This window comes from Chryseobacterium sp. AC417 (assembly GCF_979258215.1).
Genome location: NZ_OZ409845.1, coordinates 1,965,725 through 1,989,098, shown reverse-complemented (window position 1 = coordinate 1,989,098; position 23,374 = coordinate 1,965,725). Strand labels below are relative to the sequence as shown.

General features: G+C 34.5%; 21 protein-coding genes. 2 read left to right on the top strand and 19 right to left on the bottom strand.

All coding sequences use genetic code 11. From position 1 onward, the window contains the following. Positions 1–127 precede the first annotated feature (127 nt). From ACZZ9T_RS09650 to ACZZ9T_RS09640, 3 genes are all read right to left on the bottom strand, one after another. Positions 128–1,516: a glucoamylase family protein gene (locus ACZZ9T_RS09650; RefSeq protein WP_463441906.1), complete on the bottom strand. Its 1,389-nt coding sequence runs from the start codon at positions 1,514–1,516 to the stop codon at positions 128–130. A gap of 72 nt (positions 1,517–1,588) precedes the next feature. Continuing rightward, positions 1,589–3,013 (bottom strand): RagB/SusD family nutrient uptake outer membrane protein, encoded by a 1,425-nt coding sequence (locus ACZZ9T_RS09645; protein ID WP_463441905.1) that lies wholly within the window; start codon positions 3,011–3,013, stop codon positions 1,589–1,591. Positions 3,014–3,023: 10 nt separating this feature from the next. After that, positions 3,024–5,840 carry a SusC/RagA family TonB-linked outer membrane protein gene (locus ACZZ9T_RS09640; protein ID WP_463441904.1) on the bottom strand — a complete coding sequence of 939 codons (2,817 nt, stop codon included), beginning with the start codon at positions 5,838–5,840 and terminating at the stop codon, positions 3,024–3,026. 432 nt (positions 5,841–6,272) lie between these two features. On the opposite strand from ACZZ9T_RS09640, the gene ACZZ9T_RS09635 reads away from it, so the two are divergent. Both ACZZ9T_RS09635 and ACZZ9T_RS09630 read left to right on the top strand, forming a co-directional pair. After that, entirely contained in the window at positions 6,273–6,953 is a 681-nt protein-coding gene (locus ACZZ9T_RS09635) for a DUF4197 family protein (protein WP_463441903.1), read from the top strand. Positions 6,954–6,992: 39 nt separating this feature from the next. Next, on the top strand, positions 6,993–7,298 hold the full coding sequence (locus tag ACZZ9T_RS09630) for a DUF493 family protein (RefSeq protein WP_463431623.1): 306 nt from the start codon (positions 6,993–6,995) through the stop codon (positions 7,296–7,298). A 51-nt stretch (positions 7,299–7,349) separates the two neighbouring features. Here ACZZ9T_RS09630 and ACZZ9T_RS09625 read toward each other — a convergent pair whose 3' ends face one another. The 16 genes from ACZZ9T_RS09625 to ACZZ9T_RS09550 form a co-directional block, all read right to left on the bottom strand. Then, positions 7,350–7,700 (bottom strand): ArsC/Spx/MgsR family protein, encoded by a 351-nt coding sequence (locus tag ACZZ9T_RS09625; RefSeq protein WP_463431621.1) that lies wholly within the window; start codon positions 7,698–7,700, stop codon positions 7,350–7,352. An 83-nt stretch (positions 7,701–7,783) separates the two neighbouring features. Then, on the bottom strand, positions 7,784–8,398 hold the full coding sequence (locus ACZZ9T_RS09620; RefSeq protein ID WP_463431619.1) for a deoxynucleoside kinase: 615 nt from the start codon (positions 8,396–8,398) through the stop codon (positions 7,784–7,786). Positions 8,399–8,431: 33 nt separating this feature from the next. After that, on the bottom strand, positions 8,432–9,337 hold the full coding sequence (locus tag ACZZ9T_RS09615) for a hypothetical protein (protein WP_463441902.1): 906 nt from the start codon (positions 9,335–9,337) through the stop codon (positions 8,432–8,434). 85 nt (positions 9,338–9,422) lie between these two features. Further along, entirely contained in the window at positions 9,423–10,448 is a 1,026-nt protein-coding gene (locus ACZZ9T_RS09610; RefSeq protein ID WP_463441901.1) for a glutaminyl-peptide cyclotransferase, read from the bottom strand. A 37-nt stretch (positions 10,449–10,485) separates the two neighbouring features. Beyond that, positions 10,486–10,866, bottom strand: a complete 381-nt coding sequence (locus ACZZ9T_RS09605; protein ID WP_463431613.1) for a VOC family protein — start codon at positions 10,864–10,866, stop codon at positions 10,486–10,488. Between the two features lie 26 nt (positions 10,867–10,892). Beyond that, positions 10,893–12,050 carry a cation:proton antiporter gene (locus tag ACZZ9T_RS09600; RefSeq protein ID WP_463441900.1) on the bottom strand — a complete coding sequence of 386 codons (1,158 nt, stop codon included), beginning with the start codon at positions 12,048–12,050 and terminating at the stop codon, positions 10,893–10,895. Positions 12,051–12,054: 4 nt separating this feature from the next. Next, positions 12,055–12,507, bottom strand: coding sequence for a cation:proton antiporter domain-containing protein (locus tag ACZZ9T_RS09595; protein ID WP_463441899.1), 453 nt, complete (start codon positions 12,505–12,507; stop codon positions 12,055–12,057). A gap of 155 nt (positions 12,508–12,662) precedes the next feature. Then, a complete protein-coding gene (locus ACZZ9T_RS09590) occupies positions 12,663–13,667 on the bottom strand; it encodes a bestrophin family protein (RefSeq protein WP_463441898.1) in 1,005 nt (334 codons plus the stop codon). A gap of 29 nt (positions 13,668–13,696) precedes the next feature. Next, positions 13,697–14,371 carry a DUF2490 domain-containing protein gene (locus ACZZ9T_RS09585; protein WP_463441897.1) on the bottom strand — a complete coding sequence of 225 codons (675 nt, stop codon included), beginning with the start codon at positions 14,369–14,371 and terminating at the stop codon, positions 13,697–13,699. A gap of 108 nt (positions 14,372–14,479) precedes the next feature. Further along, the gene (locus ACZZ9T_RS09580; protein ID WP_463441896.1) at positions 14,480–14,872 is read right to left on the bottom strand and encodes a DUF1398 domain-containing protein; all 393 of its coding nucleotides are present in this window, start codon (positions 14,870–14,872) and stop codon (positions 14,480–14,482) included. A 107-nt stretch (positions 14,873–14,979) separates the two neighbouring features. Continuing rightward, entirely contained in the window at positions 14,980–15,429 is a 450-nt protein-coding gene (locus ACZZ9T_RS09575) for a VOC family protein (protein WP_463441895.1), read from the bottom strand. Between the two features lie 91 nt (positions 15,430–15,520). Then, positions 15,521–15,892 carry a VOC family protein gene (locus ACZZ9T_RS09570; RefSeq protein ID WP_463441894.1) on the bottom strand — a complete coding sequence of 124 codons (372 nt, stop codon included), beginning with the start codon at positions 15,890–15,892 and terminating at the stop codon, positions 15,521–15,523. Between the two features lie 4 nt (positions 15,893–15,896). Further along, entirely contained in the window at positions 15,897–16,310 is a 414-nt protein-coding gene (locus tag ACZZ9T_RS09565) for a hypothetical protein (RefSeq protein WP_463441893.1), read from the bottom strand. Positions 16,311–16,312: 2 nt separating this feature from the next. After that, entirely contained in the window at positions 16,313–16,783 is a 471-nt protein-coding gene (locus tag ACZZ9T_RS09560) for a hypothetical protein (protein ID WP_463441892.1), read from the bottom strand. Between the two features lie 11 nt (positions 16,784–16,794). Next, on the bottom strand, positions 16,795–17,250 hold the full coding sequence (locus ACZZ9T_RS09555) for a DUF1569 domain-containing protein (protein WP_463441891.1): 456 nt from the start codon (positions 17,248–17,250) through the stop codon (positions 16,795–16,797). Between the two features lie 143 nt (positions 17,251–17,393). Continuing rightward, complete coding sequence (locus ACZZ9T_RS09550; protein WP_463441890.1) at positions 17,394–23,369, bottom strand: alpha-2-macroglobulin family protein; 5,976 nt, start codon at positions 23,367–23,369, stop codon at positions 17,394–17,396. Between the last annotated feature and the right edge of the window lie 5 nt (positions 23,370–23,374).

Below are 23,374 nucleotides of genomic sequence, written 5' to 3'. Positions count from 1 at the left end.
TGCACGTAGTTTATTGTATCCGAATTACTAGCCCCGATTGCAGCGGTTACCCCGCAGTGAGGCGGCGGAGCGAAGCGGAGCCGTCGAGCGAGGAGTATGAGCGGAAAGCGGGATGAAGCTCCTAAAACTACCTCATATTGTATTTTTCAGTTTTAAAACTTAATTTCTTTAATCCCTGTTGGATTTCCGGTGCGTTCATGAATAATTTCCATAAAAATCCTGTTCTGTAGTTTTCAATCATTGGAGCAATTGTTCCCTGATCAATGGCTAAATATCGAGGTGTCGTCCAATTATTATAATGAATTGAAGTTGCATCGTAAGGACCTGCAGAGCCTATGAATTCTGGTTTTTGAGTGTAAATAAACTTCAAAAAATCCATAGATTCTTTTGGGGTGTAAGGAAAACTACTCAAAGCTGCTGTGGGCGTAATAACTCCATGATCATTTTGTGGAAAATGTGCATCATAACCTACTCCACCTTCTTTATTTCTTGAGTAACTTGCTGTTAATCCCCAATAATTTTCAGCGTAACCTTTCCATTGTTTTGGGTTTTCTACACAATATTTATAGTCTATTAAAACCTGATTTTTATTTAAATCAAAGTAATTTTTGACCAGTTTATCCGATAAATTGTTAGGATCTAAACCGAGATAAGAGTAATGCGCCCAAAATAATGGTCCGCCATATTCTTCTGCTCCGTTGTGCTTTACGTACATTGGAAGCCCGTATTTTGTTTTGTCTGACAGATAGGTTCCGTTTCTCGTCCACCCTTTATAATACGTTTCGGCATCAATTGAATGAGTAGGTGAAGAGGCTGCCAAAATGTAAGTAATCAGGCATTCGTTGTAGCCCTGAAGCGGAAAATTCATTTCCCATTGATAATCAGGTGACCAATGCCAATACAATACTTTTTCACCGCCTTTGGTATACCAATTCCACTGAATTCCTTTCCAAAGCTCATCACATTTTTTGGCTAATATTTTTTCTTCGGTATTTCCGTTCTTGAAATATTCGCGAACCATTAAAATTCCGGAGGTTAAAAATGCTGTTTCTACCAAATCTCCTCCATTATCTTTCTTTCCGAACGGAACGGTTTTTCCTGTTTCTCCGTTAATCCAATGCGACCAGACTCCTTTGTAGCGGTCTGCCTTGGCAAGAAAATCCATCATTGTGTTCAGTCTTTTTACCGCATCTTTTCTGGGAATGAAACCTCTTTCAACTCCGACCAAAATCGTTGCCAGTCCAAATCCTGAACCACCAGTTGTGATCACATGCTTGTCGTCATCAGGATAAATATTGTCTTCGTGATACCGCTCTCTTCCCAACATAGAATTGGGTTCTGCGTAATCCCAGAAATATTTTAAAGCATCTTTCTGAACTTTATCCAGCAATTGTGCATCGGTAAGATTAGTTTTTACCGTCTCGGTTTTCGAAACTGTCTGATTAACAATTTGAGAATTTTTGCAGGAGACTGCAAATAATGATATTGCTGTGATTGATCGTATTATCCTCTTCATATATTAATTTTAAACGAAATAATAAAAGAAGAGGAGAACTTTCATTCTCCTCTAAGTTTTTATAATTTAATTTTAGTAACCAGGGTTTTGGACAAACAATCCATTACTTTGATTCATTGCATCTAAAGGAATTGGGAAAAGCTCATTTTTCCCTGCTTTGAATCCTTTAGGTCCGAGAACCGTAGCAGCCTGACCTGTTCTTACTAAGTCCGGAAATCTATCATTTTCCATCGCTAGCTCTACTCTTCTTTCCTGCCAAATAGCAGTTCTTAACGTACTTTGTGTAGTTGCCGTAGTCGGAAGTAGGTTTGCTCTCAATCTTACTTTATTGATACTGGTCGTTGCAGCACCGGTATTTCCCAATTCGTTAGCAGCTTCTGCATTGATTAAAAGAATATCAGCAAATCTCAAAATTCTTAGATTTTGGATAGAGCCATAACCACATGCACTGTTGTTAAGAGATGATGGTACATATACTTTTTGGTTCCACATGTTACCTGCATTAGGATCTCCTTTTTTGATTAAATCTCCTTCAATAGTGGTTTCTCCTTCTCTCAGGATAGTTAATTCTTTTCTGATATCTCCTGGTTCAAATGCATTTTCTAAAGCTGTTGTAGGGGTGAAGAATCCCCATCCAAATTGATTTCTAACTCCCTGAACTTCTGCATACTGACTTCCGCTAAATCCAGGAGCGCAATCGGAATTCACCTCAAAGACAGATTCTGTTCCGAATTCTCCCTCTGGTCTGAATAAGTGATTAAAGTCTGGATCTAAAGAATATCCCATCCCAATAACCAAATTAGAAGTGTCATACGCTTTCTGATAATCTTTCATATAAAGATATACTTTTGAAAGCAATCCTAAAGCACCTCCTTTGGTAACTCTTCCGCGATCTGCAGCAGAATAGGTTTGAGGTAAAACCGCAGCAGCCTCCGTCAAATCTTTAACTATAAAAGCATAAACTTCTGCGGTAGAGTTTCTTGCTTTCAGATAATTACCATCCGCAGGTAAACCATCATATATAGGAACTCCACCATAAATTCTTACTAAATTGAAGTAGAAATATGCTCTCAACATTTTCGATTCAGCTATTAATCTATTTTTTAAGGTAGCATCCATATCAATTTTAGGAACATTGGTAATCACCTGATTTGCCCTGTTTACCGCTTGCCACTGCCCTATCCAATATCCTCTTACTCCTTCATCACTAACGGTGAAAGTGAAATTATCGTAAGCATTGATAAATGATGCATCTCCGGGATTAGATCCTTTTTCTACATCATCACCAGTTACTCCAAATACATATTGTGCTGGGAAACCAGTGTTTTCCCAGCTTCTCAAAAAGCTATAAATAGCAGTAGTAGCCTGCATAGCATCATCTTGTGATGTAAAAAAGTTTGTGACATCCTTTTGTCCTTCATCCTGAATATCTACAAAATCGTCGTTACAACTTGCAAATAATGAAAATATAGAAAGTGTTAAAAATATTTTTTTCATGATCTTTTAATTAAAATGTTAAGTTCATACCCATCGTATAAATAGCAGAAATTGGATAAATATTATTGTCAATTCCCATTTGTACTCTGTCACTGTTATTGATTTCTGGTGAGAAACCATTATACTTGAAACTTGTCCAAGGATTCTGCGCACTTAGATACAATCTAAGTCTTGTCACTGATAAAGATTTTGCAAAGGATTTTGGTAAATTATAACCAACCTGAATATTCCTGATTCTTATATAACTTCCGTCTTCAACATAAAAACTACTAGGCAGTATGACAGACTGATTCGAGGTAATCATTGCATTGGTATTAGAAGTACCTGCACCACGCCATCTGTTATTGTACATGTCAAGATCCCATGTCTCGTTTCCAAAACGCTGTTCACGGTTATAGTTATATATTTTGTTGCCAAATACACCTTGGAAATCAACAGCAATATCAAATGTATAAATGTTAAAATTAACTCCGAAACCATAAGTTCCTTTAGGAATCGGGCTGCCTAAGAATGTTTTATCTCTTGAATCAATTGTACCATTGCCATCCTGATCTGTGAATTTAAACCAGCCTGCTTTTGCGCCTGCCTGTCCCGAAGCAGCTGCCTCTGCATCTGTCTGGAAAACACCCGCAACATCATAACCATAATATGATCCTACTGCCTCACCAGTCTGCAATCTAACAATTGGATTACCGAATAAACTTGCTCCTGTATCTTTAAATGAACCGCCGTATACAGATGTGATTTCATTTTTAAGAGATGTAAAATTACCATATACTCCAAAACTCACATTTTCACTAAGCTTTGTATTGTAATTTACGGATAATTCAAAACCTCTGTTGTTAAACGAATAAGCATTGGTTACAAAATTGTCCCAGTTACTTGCACCAGAAACAGTTCCTTGGTTTACACCATAAACTACATTTTTAGAGTCCTTATCAAAGTAAGCTGCGTCAATTTTAAGTTTATTATTAAATAGTGCCATCTCCAATCCTACATCTCTTCCTGTGGTAGTTTCCCAACCAATAGTAGGATCAACAAAAAGGTCAATAGTTTGAGCGGGATAACCTGAATTTCCAAAATAAGCACCACCTCCTATAATAGTGGTATTTGCATTAAAATTTCTTGTAATATTAGGGTTTCCTAATTCACCATAACTTGCTCGTAGTTTTAGCAAATTGAAGACATTCTGCTCGCTCATAAAGTCTTCTTTAGATATTACCCAACCAGCACTAACCGCAGGGAAGGTTCTTGATCTGTCAACGCTGATCTGTGAGCTCGCATCTCTACGAATAGATGCATTTACTAAATATTTGCCTTTATAATCATAATTGATTCTTCCAAAAAATGATTGAATTCTTTGTTGATCTTGAAAAACCCCTAAATCACTTCTGTCAACACCGCTTACAAAAAATTGATCTGTTCCGCTTGCAATATTCAAAGAGCCATTAGTTCCATCATATTGTACACCTCTTGACGATGCGTATTCTTGTGAAAGTGTTGTTCTCGTTCTTGAAAAACCAGCTAACACATCAAAATTATGATTTCCAAAGCTTTTCTTCCAGTTAATTGTATTATCCCAAACATAGTTGCTATTTTTGAAATCTCTGGTAATTAAAGTTGAAGGTGCCTGATTAGCAACAGGAACATAAGTAAGTGTAGGTGTAAATTCATATTGAGTTGGGCGATAATTATCACTTGAATAGCTAATTCTAAATGTAAAATCTTTCAAAAACTTCAATTCTCCCCAGACATTATTAAGCAATCTTTCCTGTCTTACCTGAGAGCGATATTGATCTAGCTTTGCTCTTGGGTTTGGTATAGAATAACCGTTAAAAAACTGGTAATCTCCAGTAGCAGAATTCATTACAGAGAAAATAGGAGGTGCTGAATATGCATCTAATAAAGGATTTTGCGCTACATCAGTACGTATTTTTGAAAAACTGAAATTATCTCCGATTGTAATATTATCAGTTATTTTATAGCTGAGATTTACTTTTGTATTAAATCTATTAAATCCACTTCCTGAGTTAATACCAGAACCTGCAGCAAGATTACCCTCATCTTTAAGATATCCTATGCTCGCATAGTAATTTAATTTACCAAGACTACCCATTGCAGAGAAATCATTCGAATTGATTACACTGGTTCTGAAAATCTCATCAAACCATTTGGTATCTGCAGGAAAATTTGCTCTGCTGATAGAACCTGCACTCGAGCCATTATCATTGATCAGTTTTTCATTATATAATTCTATATACTGATCTGAATTGACCATTTGAGGAACATTCGTTACAGTCTTAAATCCTAAATAAGAATTTAAATTGAAAACAGGTTTGCCTTTTCCGGTTTTAGTTTTAATCAACACCGCACCATTCGCAGCCTGAGCTCCAAAGATCGCTAAACTTGAAGGATCTTTAAGGACACTCATAGACTCAATATCCTGTGGATTAAGGTAAGAAATATCAGTTGTAATCATTCCATCCACTATGAAAACAGTGTTTCCTGATAGAGAACCAACACCTCTGATGTCAACTCTTGGAGAACTTCCCGGAGTACCGGAATTGGTAATATTTACACCTGCAAGCTTACCTTGTACAGAGCTAAGAGGGTTTGAGTTGGGTCTGTCTGCTAAATCTTTTGCTGAAACAAGACCGATACTTCCCGTAACGTTCTCTTTCTTTTGGCTACCATATCCAATCATGACAACTTCCTCTATTCTCTGCTCTTTGGGAAGCGTATCCTGAGGAGTCACCTGTCCGTTGACGTTCATACCGAAGTAGAGAACAGCAATCAGACAAGAATACTTTAAATTAGTTTGTTTCATATAGTTTAATTTTATCTTGTACAAATCAATGCATCTTATAAAGTTGAAAATATCATTTTCTCAAAATAAGACTTTGTTTCAAAAATATAAAAAATATCAAATGATGTTAATTTTAGTTAAATAAATTATTAATGTTCGATTAAATTATGATATCTCTTAAAAAAAACAAAATTTTAATATATTACACAACAAAAAATATCAATAAATATGATTATTTCACATTGAAGCAAAGACAATTTTATGAGAAAAAACCACCAAAATCGACTTCCAACTTCCTATTTTCATACGATTGTTGATTTCGTATAAATAATCGGAATTTTATTTACAAAAACATAGATTTTTAAAATTCAGCTATAATCTCGTAATTTTTTGTTAAATACATAATAGTCTTTACCTTTGGTGCAGTATTTGACAAGATTAAAAAAATTAAAAATGAAAAAATATATAATTTCTATTGCAATGATTTTTGGAACGGGTGTAATGATTAATACAACCCTGCAATCTTGCTCTACTCTTGCGACATCTGATCTTGGATTGGCTGTAATTAAAAGAGTATTATTAGGAGGCATCAATAAAGGAATGAATATCTACGGTAATAAAGAAGCTTTTCTTCAGAATAATCTGGTAGACAAAGCACTACCTAAGCAACTGCGTGATATCAATGCCACTTTAGAAAGAATAGCACCTGCATTGGTTGCCAAAGAAAGAGAATATATTGCAGATGCAGCTGTTTTTACCGTGAATATTTCAAGACCTATTTTAGAAAATGCAGTCAATAGTTTAAATGCTCAGGATGTTACAAGAATTATTCAGGGTGAAAAAGGAACGGCTACTCTTATTTTAAAAGAAAAAACTTCTCAACAACTCGTTGCTGCAATTGCGCCAAGAGTTGAACAGGAATTGAATAAATACGGAATCGTAAAGACCATCAACACCGCATTATCAGGCAGCAATCTTTTAGGAAGTGTTCTTGGCAGTGGAAATAATAGCAATGTGAACGCCGGAGGTTTGAGTATGCTGGCTTCTGAACAAATTGTAAACGGATTATTTAATATCATCGAAGATCACGAAAAACAAAATTCGGCATCACTTTTAGCACCTCTTGGAAAATAGTTAAATTTTCATTATATTTATATAAATTAAGTAACAATAATGGACATATTACAAGGAAATCAGCATGCAAATCCTGAAGAATTTTACACTTCATTAAAAGAAAAACTGGAAGATCAACATGATTTTCCTGAAGATTATCTTTTTAAGTTTATTATTCCGACTGATCAGGCAAAGCTTACAGAAATATATAAAGTTTTTGACGGTATCAAATTCACACTGGGTAACAGAGAAAGTAAAAATGGTAAATATACAGCCTGCAATATCAATGCATTTGTATTGGATGCAGATCAGGTCGTGAGGATCTATAAAGAAGTTGGCAGGATTGAAAATGTCATCTTATTGTAAAAAAATAAAGTCAGCAATTGCTGACTTTATTATATTTATTCAAAAATTATTCTAGTGTTCGATAAAGAATTTCACATTTTCTACAGGTCTTCCAAGCATTGCTACAGAACCTTTGATCAAAATTGGCCTTTGAATAAGTGACGGATTTTCAGATAAAATTTTCAGCCATTCGTCTTCTGTAAAGTCTTTTCCTGCATACTTTTCTAAGTAAAGTTTCTCTTCTTTTCGGATGATGTGTGAAACATCTTCATTCAGTTTTTTCAATACTGTTTTAAGTTCCAAAACGCTCAGCGGATCTTCCACGATATTAATAATTTCAAACGGAATACCGTTTTCGTCAAGATATTCAAGTACCGCGTTTGATTTTGAGCAATTTCCGTTATGGAGAACTTTTACAAGCATTTTTTATATTAATTTATATTTGTTGGTGTAAAACAAATTTAACACCAATAAGCAAAAACGTTTTAATTTAATATGAATTAAGACTAAAACAATCCATTCAGTTCTGTTTCTATTTTCTCTAAAATCAATCCGAAATCTTCAGGCTTTTCAACAAAATCAAGATCGTCTACTTCAATAATGAGAAGTTTTCCTTCTGTGTAGTTTGTAATCCATTTTTCATATTTCTGATTGAGCTTAGAAAGGTATTCTATGCTGATGGAAGCCTCGTACTCCCTTCCTCTTTTGTAAATTTTCTTCACCAGATTCGGAACATCAGATTTAAGGTAAATCAGTAAATCCGGAGCCGAAACGAATGTCTTCATCAAATCAAAAAGAGAAGCATAGTTTGTATAATCCCTGTCTGACAAAAGTTTCATATCATTAAGGTTTTCAGCAAAAATATGAGCATCTTCATAGATCGTACGATCCTGGATGATATTTTTACCACTCTCCCGAATTTCTTTTACCTGACGGAATCTGCTTCCCAAAAAATAAATCTGCAGTGCAAAACTCCACTTGCTCATGTCTGCATAAAAATCTTCCAGATAAGGATTGTGGTCTACATCCTCAAACTGCGCATCCCAGCCATAATGCTTTGCCAACATCGTCGTCAGCGTAGTTTTTCCTGCTCCAATATTACCTGTAACTGCAATGTGCATATTCCTGTCTTGTATATTATGTAAATTATTTTTTTAAAAACCAAGCTCCTGAATTTCTTCTAAAAGTTTCTGCATATCGGGGGTTTCAGTTTTTTCTTTCATCAATTCTTCTACCGTTTTTTCCGTGTCGTTTTTCAGACTGTCTGTCGCCGTCTGCATTTTCAAATCTTTGATATTTTCGAGGTTGTAAAGATAAAGTTTGTTGTGTTTGATTTCAAAATATGCCAATGAGTTTTTTTCCACAATTTGTACATCGGGATCATCAAATATTTTGGTCAGATCTTTTTCCGGAATATATTTAAAAATAGAATTTTTGCCAACAACCAGAATAAATTCGTTTTCTCTTCTCAGTCTTTTTCCGTTTTCAACAGGTGCTTCAAAAAGCTTCTCAAATTTCAGATTGTAAATTCTGAACTGATTTTTAGTTAAAATATACACCTTATTTTCAAAAACCAAAAGATCAATCAATTCATCAAAACTTGCATCAAAAGGATAAGAATTGATGGTTGTATCATTTCTGAAATTGTACTGAAGAAGCCTTTTTGTACTTTCATCAAGCAGCCAGATTTGCTGTAAATCTTCTGCATAAGCGTGTTTGATATACGTGAACTTTTGTCTGAAATCTATTTTTTGAATTTCATTTAAATTCTGATCCACAAACTTCATTTCCTGTGCATTTTCAGAAAAAAGAGCAATACTCAAAGGATTCTGAACGCCTTGAATCTTGAAAGGTACCGTAAACATCATTTTACCAAGCTGTTTACCGAGCGAATCGTATTTAGTAAAGCTAAAGTCTTTGTTTTTATAAATATAAATACTGCCGTAATCATCAGCAAACATATCTCTTGCTTCTTTGATCCTCAAAGTATCAAAAGGCAAAATTCTCTGCGCAGAAACCGAACAGATAATGAAAACGAAAAATAGACTTAATATTTTCAAAAAACTTTTTTACCAAAGATAGCGCTCCGGAGGAACGCTACCAATTTACATACTTTATTTTAGAGAACGTGAGATTAACTTAAAATTATTTAATCGCAACTTCATAAATTTTTGACCAGTTTTTACCTGTAACCAGCATATTATCATCTTTAAAAGCGATGCCGTTTAAAACAGATTCACTGTTTGAATCAGTAAACGGCGCTGCAATTTTAGTGAAATCAAACTTACCGACAACTTCTCCGTTAGCAGGATTTATTTTAAGAATAACAGGCTTATGCCAAACATTTGCATAGATAAAACCTTTGTAAAATTCCAATTCATTTAACTGATCGTAAACTTCAGAATTTCCTGCAACTGAAATATACTTTACAACCTTGGAAGGATCACTTGTGCTTAAGAAATACAGGTTTTTTGTTCCATCTGAAGCGATTAGATTTTTACCATCAAATGTTAAACCCCAACCTTCTCCCATCACATCCGGATAAGGAAATTCTGAAAGCAAGCTCAAAGAATTTTTGTCATAAATAAAACCTTTCTTATTTTGCCATGTCAATTGATAAATTTTATCTCCGACTATAGCACTTCCTTCAGAAAAAACATCTTCAGGCTGCTTTGTTGCAACAATGGGTTGAGTATCTCCCAAATTATATTTTAAAATCTGAGAAGAACCTTGCTGACCGTCACTTTCATAGATGGTATTTCCCTCGATCTGAAAACCTTGTACAAAATTTGCAGGATCATGAGGATATTCTGCTATTACATCATAGCTGATATTTTTTACAGGAATTTTGGTAAAAACATTAATGGTTGCATCCTGATAGAGAGTTTCGCCACCTTTTGTTTTAATATTAAAAGTAACGGCATTGTCTCCCAGCGTATAATATTTTGAATCAACTACTAAGCTTGAGGTTTCTTTTTCTCCAAAACTGATTGTGATGCTTTCGGCATTATCTAAGACATCTTTCGGAAGATCCAGTTTATCACCAAAATGATATCCTTTGGTTTCCATCGAGGTGTTGTAATCAGCTAAAGAATTCAGTATTTTCTCGTCATTTTTACAAGATACTAACAGCAAAAGTACCGCAATACCTGTAATTATTTTATTTCTCATATTTGTTTTTAAAATATTTCACCAAAAATAGCAAAATTTATTCCTCTTTACTAATTTCGGCGACAGGTTGACCGAATTGTAATATATAACCATTGTTGTCATAGATTGCAAACTCCCGCATTCCCCAATCAAAACTTTCTATTTTATAACAAATTTTTGTAATCGTATTCAGATCTTTCCATAGAACGTCAACATCATTTACATTAAAATAAAAAGAACCGGAAAAACCTATTTTCTCATATTTAATATGCTCATTAGGTTTTGTAATCATGATCTGAACAGTATTTTTTTCAAGAAAAGCCCATTGTGAATCGCTGTTTGCACTGATCAGCTGAAAACCCAAAATATGGATGTAAAAACCTATAGTTTCTTCAAAATTTTCTGTCCAGATCACCGGAAAAAGAGAATTAAATTTCATTTAGTTATTCAGTAAAATCTTATCCATTAAGAATGACTAAAACCTGTAATTTTTGCTTCATCAAAATCGAGCTGCATTTCTATGGTTCTCATCACATGGTCATCAAATATTTTTTCACGTTTCATCCGGTGAAGTTCGTTCCGCTGTGCCTGAATCAACTGCCGAACAACATCTTTATTTTCATTCATTGCCGTGACGTAATCTCCGGCAGAAGCCATACACTGTGATTTGTCTGCCATCATCAGCATTTCATTTTCCAATCTGTGTTTTTGATGGCGAACCATACTGTTGGTTTCCGTCAGTTCAGAAAAATCAGATTCAAGTTTTTGCAAAGCGGTTTCTTTCAGTTTTCTCATCAGGATTACTTCCTGTTTCTCTTCTGGCAATTCGCTTCCTGCGTCGCTTACTTTCAGCCATTTTAAGACAGGTGAAAGCATCAATCCTTGTCCGACTAAAGTTATTAAAATGATCACGAAGGTTACAAACAAAATAATATTTCGATGTGGAAATGCTTCTCCGTTTGGTAAAAACGCAGGAATAGATAATGCTGCCGCCAGTGAAACCACCCCCCGCATTGCCGCAAAACTGATGATAAACGGCTCTCGCCAGTCTGGTTTAGGATTTTCCGACCTTAATTTTTTAGATAAAAACCAAGGAAAGTACATAATGCTGTAACTGTACACCAATCTTGTTAAAATAATTGCTCCGCCAATCACGATACTGTAAAAAACACCTTCTGAAATGGTATAATCTTTCATTGCTGCGACTACAATAGGTAATTCTAAACCGATTAAAATGAAAATAATTGTATTCATCAGAAAAATCAAAACACTCCAAACGTTTCCTGACTGAATTCTTGTCGTATGACTGAGATAGCAATGCGAGTTGTAAGACATCAGCAATCCACCTGCAACAACTGCGAGAACTCCTGAAAAATGGAAATGCTCTGCACCGACGTATAAAATGTAAGGAACAATGAGTGTGATAATGGTATCAATATTTGAGTTGGAAGGGATTAATCGCAGAAAAAAACCGAAAAGCAATCCTAAGGCAATACCAATTGCAATTCCGCCAACTGCCATACTGAAGAAATCCCCGATCGCTTCTCTCCAGATAAACTGACCTGAAATGACTGCCGCCAAAGCAAATTTAAATACAATTAAACTCGAAGCATCATTGATCAAACTTTCACCTTCCAGAAATGCTTGTGATTTTTTTTGGGATTTTCATGTGCTTTAAAACGGAAGTTGCTGCTACAGCATCCGGCGGCGAATTGACGCCACCCAACAAGAACCCCATTGCCACCGTAAGCCCCGGAATAATAGATGATGAAAGATATGCCACAACAACAGATGTCAGAAAAACCAATCCGAACGCCATTGAGAAAATCTGTTTCCGCCACTTATGAAAATCCTGCCATGAAGTAAACCATGCAGCTTCAAATAAAATAGGCGGAAGAAAAATCAAAAAAACCAAGTCTGGCTCAATCTCAATATGAGGCATCCCTGGAACTAGGCTGATGATTAATCCTGCAATCACAAGGAATATCGGGTAAGCAACTTTCAGCTTTTGCCCGATCATAACAAGTATCATTACAGATAACAAGACTGCAATTGAGATAATGACGTAGGTGTGAATCATGGAATTTGTTTTTTAAAGTGTATTACATTGAGTGTTTATTCGGTCAGCAGATATTAATTTTCTGTGGAATTATCTGAAAACGAATCTACGCTCTAATTTTACATTTATGCATTAAGTTATTGTTATTAAAATAAACACAGATCATAACTTTTATTTTAAAGGACAATATCATTTTTCGGAGTAATTGCTGCCGGAAGATCAGCTTCATCCAACATATCTCTCATATCAATTTCTATCGTACGGCTGATCTGAGTAATCGGAACGTCATTCGGGCTGCCTTCAAATGGATTTACTGAAGCTTCTCCCACACTATCCAATGTATGAAAACACCAGGTTACCAGAAGAGAAAACGGAATATTGAACCATAAAGTATACCCTTCTAACAAAGTTCCGTCGCCCATTTTGTCAAACTCCTTAATCAAACCAAACGGCACGAAAACAATAAACATAATGAGCAGATACGTTGTGATTGAAGAAAAATTCCTGGGATATGGGAAGTTTTTTATTCTTTCAGATTTACCCTGATTATCTGTAAATTTCACAAGTTGCTGATTGATTTGAGACCATTGGAAATCATTGATCTCGCCTTGTGAATAAGCTTCAGATAAATCTTTACTTTGCACGGCCATCAATTGAGTTGCTCTGTTTTTTTTACTTAAAATATATCGCAGTTCATCCTCCGAAAGATAGTTTTTCAGCTCTGCATCAATTGTAGAAAGTCTTTCCGGAATTTCATACTTTTGAGCATACTCTTTAAACTGCTCCGTACTCATATTTTCCCAGTTTCTGGGTTCCCGAAGCTGAAAACGAAGCGCTGTTAACCATGCATAATGACGTCTGAACATCTGATTTACTTTATCAGAATTTTTTTCTCTCAAAGAATCTCTCAAAATATACCCAAAACTACGGCTGTCATTGATAATAGCACCGTAAATCTGTCTTGCTTCCCACAATCTGCTGTAACTTGCATTGTTTTTAAAACCTACAATAAACGCTACTGCAGTTCCCATGATAGCAATCGGTTGCCATGGAAAGGATATAAAAGTAATTCCTAAATAATATAAAACAGTGGGTACTGCCGCCAAAACGAAGAGAATATACAAACTTCTTCTCGTCCATATTATAAATTCTACCGGTCCAAATCTTTTTCCTGAATGCATTTTTAGTTTGTATTTTGAAGTTATTGAGTTTAATTTTTCGTAAACGGAATATTGTTGTAAAAACCAATCTGAATCTGTCCGCGGTTTTTGTTTTCCTGAATCTGATTCATGTAGCCCGCTTCAATTCTCATGTTTTTATTAATGACAAATCCTAATGCTCCGTATACTCTGTTGCGGTCAAAAACAGGACTGTCAAGATGTAGAAAAATCTCGTTGTAAGCCGAGAGATATAAAGTTTTTGGTAACATCTCTTTATTACTGATCGGAATATTAAACCCTAACAGATAGCGAAACCTCATCCTGAAATCATCCTGTAAAAATCTCTCTTCTAAACGGTAACGGTGCTGAAGATTGAAACGACCGAATTTCTGTTTTGTAATATATTGCTGGAAAATGCGGTGTTCAATATTCTCACTTTTTTCATTGTTGAGATAAGGCCGGCTCAAAATAAAACCGTAGCCCAACAAAATATTATTATTATTTTCGGTCAAATCATATCCAATTCCTGTGCGGATGAGAAGCTGCTCTAAGTCTCCGATTCCGTCAAAATTTCGATATTGAATTTCATTATGAAAATTCAATTTTTTACTGATTTTATTATTTCCGAAATACATATACCATGCACCAAGATCACTTTTTTGAGCAATAGAGAAAGCCGAAATGCCAATAAAAACAACACAAGCTAACTGTCTGAAAAAATTCATATTTCAATTTTTAATTACTATTATCTATCAGAATTACAAAATTAATAATTTTAATCAATAATTGCAAATAATAAATTAATCTGGAATTGATGCAGTAACTCGATTCAACTATGAAGGAACATTTTCTATTAATATATAATTTCCTTGCTTATCAAAATACGAACATGTCATTTCACTCAAATCCATTTTCCAGCCATCTACTCCATCTTCCGCACAATCTTTACAGAAAGTCATGTAATCTGTACCGCCTTGCTGATGAAGTTTTAATTGGGTTTTGAAATTTTCCAGATTCAAGGTTTCTGAAATTTGTAAATTCTCATACTTACTTCCTGTCTTTGCTGAATGATTTTCTGTATCAAAATATTCTGTATTTCCGTCTGCTACATAAGCCCTGTAATGCGAAACTCCGAGATTTTTAATTGCCTGAATGTATTTTGGGAAATCTGCACCGCTTTTTACTTTTTGATGTTCTGCTTTTATTTCGTCAATTGTGAATTTCATTTGATTGTATTTTTAAGTTTAATAATTTTTGGAGAGCAAAGGAATAATAAAATCAAAACCGACAAAATAAGTGTCGGTTTGTTTTTAATGATTAATCCAATAAGATATTAAGGATGCTGTTGAGTTTTTGAAGGATCATCATAATTAACCATCCAATTAATACCAAACTGATCGGTGAACATCCCAAAATAAGCACCCCAAAAAGTATCTGCCAAAGGCATTGTGACTTGCCCATCCTGAGATAGTCCGTTGAATAATTGATTTGCTTCTTCTTTTGAATCTGCATTAATGGAGACGGAAAAATTATTTCCTTCTTTAAAATGTGAAGACCATTCACCACCTGTGTCGCTTCCCATCAGCATTGTTTCTTTTGAGACCGGAAGAGAAACATGCATGATTTTGTCTTTGTCTTCTGCAGACATTTCACTTCCATCTTGTGGCGGCATTTCGCCGAAAGTTCCGATGTATGGAAATTCTCCTCCGAAAACTGATTTGTAAAATTCAAATGCCTGTCTGCAATTTCCGTTGAATGTAAGATAAACGTTTACTGTTGCCATAATTTTTATTTAAAATTTATTGTGTTTATTGTTTTTAGTTGATAGTGACAATATATTATTCCATTACTCATTACCAATTACTTATTTTTAATTATCTATGTTGGTCTATTAAGATCATATTTCCGTCGGGATCTTTAAGGAAAATATGTTCGGGGCCGGAAGTTGTTTCGTCGGCTTCTTTTTCCAGTGTAACCTGATTTTCTTTTAAATGCTTCTGAATTTCTCTTACATCGTCAAAACTCTCCAGATTCTGAGCATTTTCGTCCCAGCCCGGATTGAATGTGAGCATATTCCCGTCAAACATTGCCTGGAAAAGTCCGATCAATGTGCTGCCGTTTTTCATGATAAGATAATTGCTTTCCATGCTTCCGCCCATTGTAGAGAAACCTAACTTTTCGTAAAATTCTTCAGACTTTTCTAAATCTTTTACGCTTAAACTGATGGAAAATGCGCCTAATTTCATTTATTTAATTATTAGTGTATTTATTTTTATCTAAAGCAAGTTTGTATCCTGCTAAAACCAATCCCCAAACCAAAACTCCTAAAACCCAAAACCAGACTGGCGTAGGCAAAACCATCATATTGTAAATTGTAAAAGACAGAAAAATACATCCGCAGATAATTGCAGCGGCAGGTTTTCCGTTTTTTGAAATTTTAGTCGAAACAAATCCTGCAGCTATTGCTCCCAAAGCGTATCCTACGATTACCATAAATTTTCCTAAAAACGGTAAACTCTCAATATACGATTTAAAAGCATCCATATCATTGGCTTTCATACCTGCCGGAAAAGGATACAAATTGTGATTGAGCGTTTCTACAGCCCAAACGCACAAAGATCCTACAACCATTCCTGCAATGATTCCTAATATTTGTCTTAACATAATTATTTGTTTTTTAAATTGGTTTTAAAGTCTAAACTTCCGTCATAGCTTTTCCAGTTTCCTATGAGTTCGATGTTTGGGTTCTCTATTTTCTCAGTCTTTCTATTCCATTGAAAGGTGTAAATAAATTTCCCGGTAAAAATTCCCGAATGTTTCCCTTTATTTTCCTCTACCAGCTCGTAATCTCCGTAAATTATGCTTTTTTTCTTACCGTCTTTGTATTTTGTAATGGTTAATTTCCCTTCGAACCTGGAGGTATTGTTTTCAACAACAGAATAACCTGAGACAAAGTATTCCTGATCATTTTTTTTATTCTGTTCAGAAATTTCTATTGTAAGGTTTATCGTTTCTTGATCATTGCCAATCGTTCCGATGTAGGGTTTTGATTGATTCAGCCACGTATTTGAAATATTGGGCATTTGTGCAAAAGCAAGATTGGAAACCAGGATGAGAAGAAATAAAAGTTTTTTCATTTTTTGTTTTTTTAAACCCCAAACTGAGATAAATGGTGATTCAGGTGTTTTGCAAACATATTATTCCACTCGTGAGATTTTAGTTTACCAAAAGAAAAAGATTCTTTATCATCAAAAGCCGGAGCTCCCAACTGTTGAGTTTTTTGAATAAAACCAACTAATCTCTTCTTTTCATCATCAAAGTTTCTGCGACCTGTAATCACAAATTGCGGTGCTGTAGGAGAATCTCTCGGGTATGCTTTTTCGCCCACAACTTTAGGCTTTACAAATGTTTTTAAAATAAATTTGGCAATTGTTCCCGGCTTTTTATGCTTCTCTGGTTCATAAATCATCTCGTAAGTAATACAGCAGTGCGCCAACATCTGATCGACCGTCATTCTGCCCCACAAACCGTGTGTATCTTCTACCAGATTATTTATTCTATTGATATAATTCTGAGCGTCTTTCGCATCAAATACATTTTCCATAGTTTTATTTGTTTAGTAACAAATATAATATTATTCAAGTGATTTTAAAAATTTTTACAACAAGCTGTGAAACATTTTCTTTAAATATTAAATAAAAAATTCCCCACATTTCTGAGGGGAACTGGCTATAATTATTATTTACATTATTCCGAAATTTCTACATTGCTTCCTTTTGTGTGCGCATTCATTTGCGGAGCATAGAAGTTCTGCATGGTTGTAATTCCGTTAGAGAATTTTCCGGATGCATTGGCTACAAAATCATACTCAAACACATATTTTCCTTTTGGCATGTATTGAATATAGAAATTGGTGGAAGCATCTTTTGTTGATTGGTAATAACCCAAATTATTTTTCCACTGATAACCTGAAATCACATCCAAAGGCTCAAATCCTGCGGCCCGCATATCTTTAATATGAATAAATTCCATGGCGCGATCTGTATTTAAAATCATTCTTACGGTTACTTTATCCCCAACTTTCAACGGAGTTTCTGCAGAGATTTTCTGCAATTCTTCACCGTTTACCGTTTTTATTTTTTTGTAAAGCTCTTTAGTGATGGAAATGTAATTTTCAGAAGATTTTATTTTACTTAAATCTTCATAATACTGCCAGAACAACCCACCCTGAACAATTCCAGCGCCGGGTTTTGTTACAGTAACTGTCGCTAGATTTTTATCTAAAACATCTATTTTCAAAGTAGATTTCACATAACCTGTCGCCTGAGTTTCGGGTTTCAGTTCTTTGCCGCCCCAAATAATGGTTGCTTTATCGCTATCATTTGAAGTCCATGATTTACCTGAATTTAAAATCGTAAAAATCACTTCTGCAGTTCCTCTTGAACTTCCCCAGGAATTGACTTCTTTTTGCGTAATCAGCCAGATTTTCAGGTCTTCAATGAATTTCTGATCGTTCGGTTTAAGCTTATTGAAAGTTTCCAAAGCTCCTGCATGATTCACAACTTTTGAACTGAACCAGCCCCAATCATCCAGATTCTGTTTCCAATAAACACCTTGATTTTTTGAGTCTACAAAAGTTTCTTTTAAATAATTTAATAATTTATCTGAAATATCTTTCAAACCATAATCGCTCATCAGTAAAGCTGTACGATGCAATCCGAAGAATGTGAAATCGGTTATTTTTGTCGTTTTTGCTTTTTGTTTTACCAAAGATTTTAAAGTTGCTCCTTTGTCTTTTAAAGGAAACTGTTTTTCCCAGTAATTTCTGGTGTCGAGATAATCTAAAGTCCAGTTGTTAATAACATTTTCAGTTTTAACGTCCGTATATTTATTAATTTCATTATCAACATACCGAACCAGTTTTTCAACCAATTCTTTCTGATCTGAACTTTGATAATCTTTCACGTTATCTTTTAACCAAACATTTATTTTTCCTAAATTTTTAAGTATATAAAGCGATGTTCCGTAAGAGCTCGGATACCCTTGATACCAAGAAAAACCACCATCCGGATTCTGTAGCTTTTTGAAATCATCCCAATCCTGGTTAATAGAATTTTTCATCGTATTTGCATCGAAAAGCAATGCCAGTTTCTGCATCTGCTCTTCCTCATTTTTGCTTTCCAAAACCCATGGAGTTTCATCCAGCAACAGTTGTTTCAGTTCCTGATTTTTTTCAAGATTTGAATTTAATAATCCTTTGCTTTGATATTCTTCAAAAACCGTTTTCAGTTTCGGATTGGCTTTAAAAATTTCTGAAGCCAAAACGTCGGCAAACCATTTATTGAAAACCACATCTGCAGAATTATTCTGATCATTTTTCAGACTTGGAAGTGCAAACATGATTTCCCAGATCGGATTTGTGGTCAGTTCCAAAGTATTTGAAACATTTGAAATGGTCGTAGAATTGGCATTTTTAAGATTTTCCAATTCAAACGTCTTCGTTTCTCCTTCTTTTACGAAAACCGGAATCGCTTCGGTCACCAACATCCTGTTTGGCAAAACAGGAATTGCTTTTTGTTCGCCATCAGAATAAACTCCTGCTTTTGCTACAACTTTTAAAATAATAGAAGAAACATTATTAGGAACCTTCACTTTCCATGTTAATGCTGAGTTTCCGTTTTCATTTAAATTAAAATTCTGGGTGCTAGAATTTAAACCAAATTCCGACGAAATATCTTCATTGGTAAAAGCGTCTAAAATTTGTAACTGAGCAGAACCGTTTAATTTCTTACTGGTTAAGTTTGAAAGTTTAGATTGCAAATTCAACTCATCACCTTCTCTCAAAAATCTCGGATAATTTGGGGTTACCGAAAATTCTTTCTGCGTAATCACTTCTTTTTCTAAAGTTGCCGATCGTGCATCTTTTGTGTGAGCCAGGAACATTAATTTCCACTTGGTCAATGCTTCCGGTGAAGTGAATTCGAAGTTAACGTTTCCTTCGGCATCTGTTTGTAAGTCTGGGTAGAAGAATGCAGTTTCGTTGAGGTTTTGACGGACCGGGATATTTTCTAATTCTTCTTTGGGAGATTCTATGTCAATCAATGAATCTTCATTTGCCACAGTAATACTAGAAGCTGCACTTTTAGCTTTCGTAGACGTTTTACTATAGCCTAAAACAACAACTTCTTCAATGTTTTTTTCCCCAGCCATAGGCGCTGGTTGAGCAATACTAGATTCTATCTCCATTGCCGTAACCTTTTTGGGTTTCGGGCAACCATTATATTCTGGTAAACCAGGAACTGTAGGACAAGCATCATCTTTATCCAGTGTTCCATCAACATCTGTATCCGAACCAAATCCCAAGTTTCCGTCAAACCAATTAAAATTGGGAACTGATACAAATTTTCCTTTGTAATATTTCATTTGCTTCTGATAATACTTCTGAGCTAAATATTCTCTGATATGATAGGAAGTAACAAATGAATAAGTCATATACAGTTTTTCCCAGTCAAAAGCATTCACCGCAAACTGATCCAAAGACATATCATACATATTCGCCAAAACTTCAGCATTGATCTTTTCTTTATCATTTCCGGAAATTTTCACCGACCATTTTTCTTTAGAATTGGGTTCTATTTTATCTCTGAATGTTACCGTTTCTATTTTTAAAGGCTGTTCTGTATCTTTAATTTTTAAATTAACCGCTTCGGTTTGTACATCATTAAATGCAACTACCTGAAACTGGAGATTCAAATTAATAATACTTTTTTCCTTTGGCATATCAACCGAATATTCCAAAATTCCGTTTTTAAATTTGTGAACTTCAGAAACCGTTTTTCCTGAACCATTTTGAATAAACACATTCACCAGAGCATCAGGAATTGCAGAATAAACATAAATTTTAGCTTTCTCGCCTCTTGAAAATTCATTTTTAGGTTCTAAAACCGTCAGAAAAGTTTTTTGGTTTGATTTTAAAGATTTTTTGTTCCAAACACTGAATTTCTGAGTAGATTTAATGGTGTCTTTTCCTTCGATATTGTAGAGTTCCAGTTGATAATCTCCGGCTTCAAGTTTTCCTAAATCGAGATGAGTTGAGGGTTTTTGATTATCAGTGGTTGGCTGCTGAGTTTTTTCAAAAACGATTGTTGATTTCCAGTTTTCAACTTCATCGTTTTTATCATACAAATCATGCGGAAATTTGCTGATAAATTCTTCTTTTGAAAACTTCGGTAAGTTCTGAACTTCCAGTTTAAAATTGCTTCTGAAAATCCTGACTGGAGCTTCTAACTTTGATAATTTTACCTGATAAGATTTTGTGAGATTTTGCTCGTTGTAATTTTTAGTTTCAACTTTTACTTTCACGTTTTCATCAGCAAAAGTATTGTTAATCTCATCCACTTTGATATAATGAGAGACAGAAGCCACTTTTAAATTGGTATTCGCAGTCTGTGTTTCACCATTGATGTCAGTTGCGGAAGCACTGATCTGGTAATTATCAATCTGAATTCCTTCTACATTTTCATCTTTTTTAAGGTCTAATTGTATGGTAAATTCTCCTTTCTCGTTGGTTTTTGCTTCACCAAGAATTGAGTTTTCATTTTCATTATCGTTTGGATACCAAGGAAAATATCTCCAACGGATGTTTTGTTTTCTGATTTCGTAACTAATATTTGTATTACTCAACGCAACACCCGAAAACATCACTGCTTTTCCTTTCAGTTCGATGGTTTGTCCGTATTTGTATTCATCTTTTACCGGCTCGAAAGTGACTTCAAATTTCGGACGTTTGTATTCTTCAACCTGAAAATATTTATAGCCATTTGAATTTCCGTCTGTTACAATTGTGAAGTTGCCGTTCAGTTTTCCTTTTGGCAAAACAAAGCTTCCGTGGTAAGAACCAAACTCATTCGTCGTAAAATTTTGAGCGGAAACCTCCTGATTATTGGCATCTAATAAAGTTATTTTCTGCTTTAAATTAGATACAACTGATTCAACTTCTTTATCTATTTTGGTATTAATCACTTTAAAATAAACCGTTTGCCCCGGTCTGTAAATCGCTCTGTCTGTAAAAATCTGAGCTTTTGTGCGAGTTTCTTTATTGGGATTATAATCTTCTACATTTTCGCGATCACCATAAAATTCCATCATTTGGAAATCATTGGTTTTTTGCTGATGAATCAGAAAAGTTCTGTAATAATCCGTATTTGCCGTTGTCGGAAATTTAAAAACACCTTTTTCATCAGTTTTCCCCGAAACTTTATTTAAAGTTGTATTCGGTACAAATTCATAGAAAGTTATGTTTTCGTTGTTGACGGGCTTTCCATTTTCTGCAACTACCAATTTCAATTCATTAGAAAGTTGATTTCTGTCATCTTTAGATTGGTAAATTATCCTGTTTTTTGAAACAAAAAAATAAAAATTTTGTATCGATTCTTTTTCATCAGAACCTGCTACAATATACTCTGCAACATAAATTCCTGATGGAAGCGGTTTGATCTCCAATGAAGTTTTGTGAAGCTGATAATCTTTTGGGTCAGACAAACTGTAAGTTTCTTTCTTTAACAAAGTCTTTTTAACTTTTGCAAAAGCATTGTTATAAGGGTTTTTAGCATATTGTATGAATGATAAAAATTCATCTTTTACTTCATAAATATTCATTGAAAATTCTGAAACATTTTTGAATTCAGCAACCAAATGAATCGGCAGATCAGGTTGCGTTTGTTCTTCATATTTCAAACTTAAATAGGGGTTAATGACCTGATTTTCTTTATTCTTGATATTTTCTAAAAAAGAAGATTTCGGATATTGAGTCTTTGCCTGATTTCCTACTGCCAATGCTTCTTTTTGTTTGTTTTTGGCTATCAGTTCAGTCATGATTTCCTCCATCAAAAGAACTTTGTAATCACCATCAATATTCGACTGAACTAAATTTTGAAGTTGCTCCAGTTTGTCTTTACATTGACTCAATTCACAATTTTCAGACAATTTCTGATGCATAAAATACAACTTAGAGTTTCCTGAATTTTGAGCAATCAAATTATCAAAAACAGCATTGATTGTATTTCTGTTTTCTGCTAATTCATTTTTGGTAAAAAATTGAGCATTAGATAAGAAACTGACTTTCTCAATAGAATACCAATCCAGCAAAGTCGGGAAATACGAAATATCAGTCGTATTAGAAAAAACATCTTTATATTGTGTAAAAGAAACTTTTTTCATCGCCTGATTCTGTTTATCAAGTTCGATATAATTTTCGTTTAAATAATTCTTAAAATCAAGCTTACTCCATGTTTCAATTTGCGAAATATCCTGAGAATTCATATTGGTTCTTCTGTTAACCTCCCAATAATGATCATTGTAGTAATCGAACATAAAGCCTGATAACAAAACCTTATACACCAAAAGATCTTCGCCCTTCAATTTTTTTTCAGCATTTTGAAGCTTAACAAAAAACTTTGAAGCAGAATTGTTTTTATCATCATCTGAAGTTCTATTAACAATACTGAATTCCGCCTTAAGAGAACGGATAAGTTGTAGAGCATTATTTTCTTTCATCGCCTGGTTTTGTATGTCTAAAATGATGGGCAGATTAGATTTAAAAGTTCCCGTATTTGCATTTTCCTGTACTTTTTTCCATTGCTGATCATAATAGTTTTGCGAAAAAACCATTGAAAAATTCAGCAGCATAAGGATAAGAAACAAAATCTTGGAATATCTTTGCATAAATG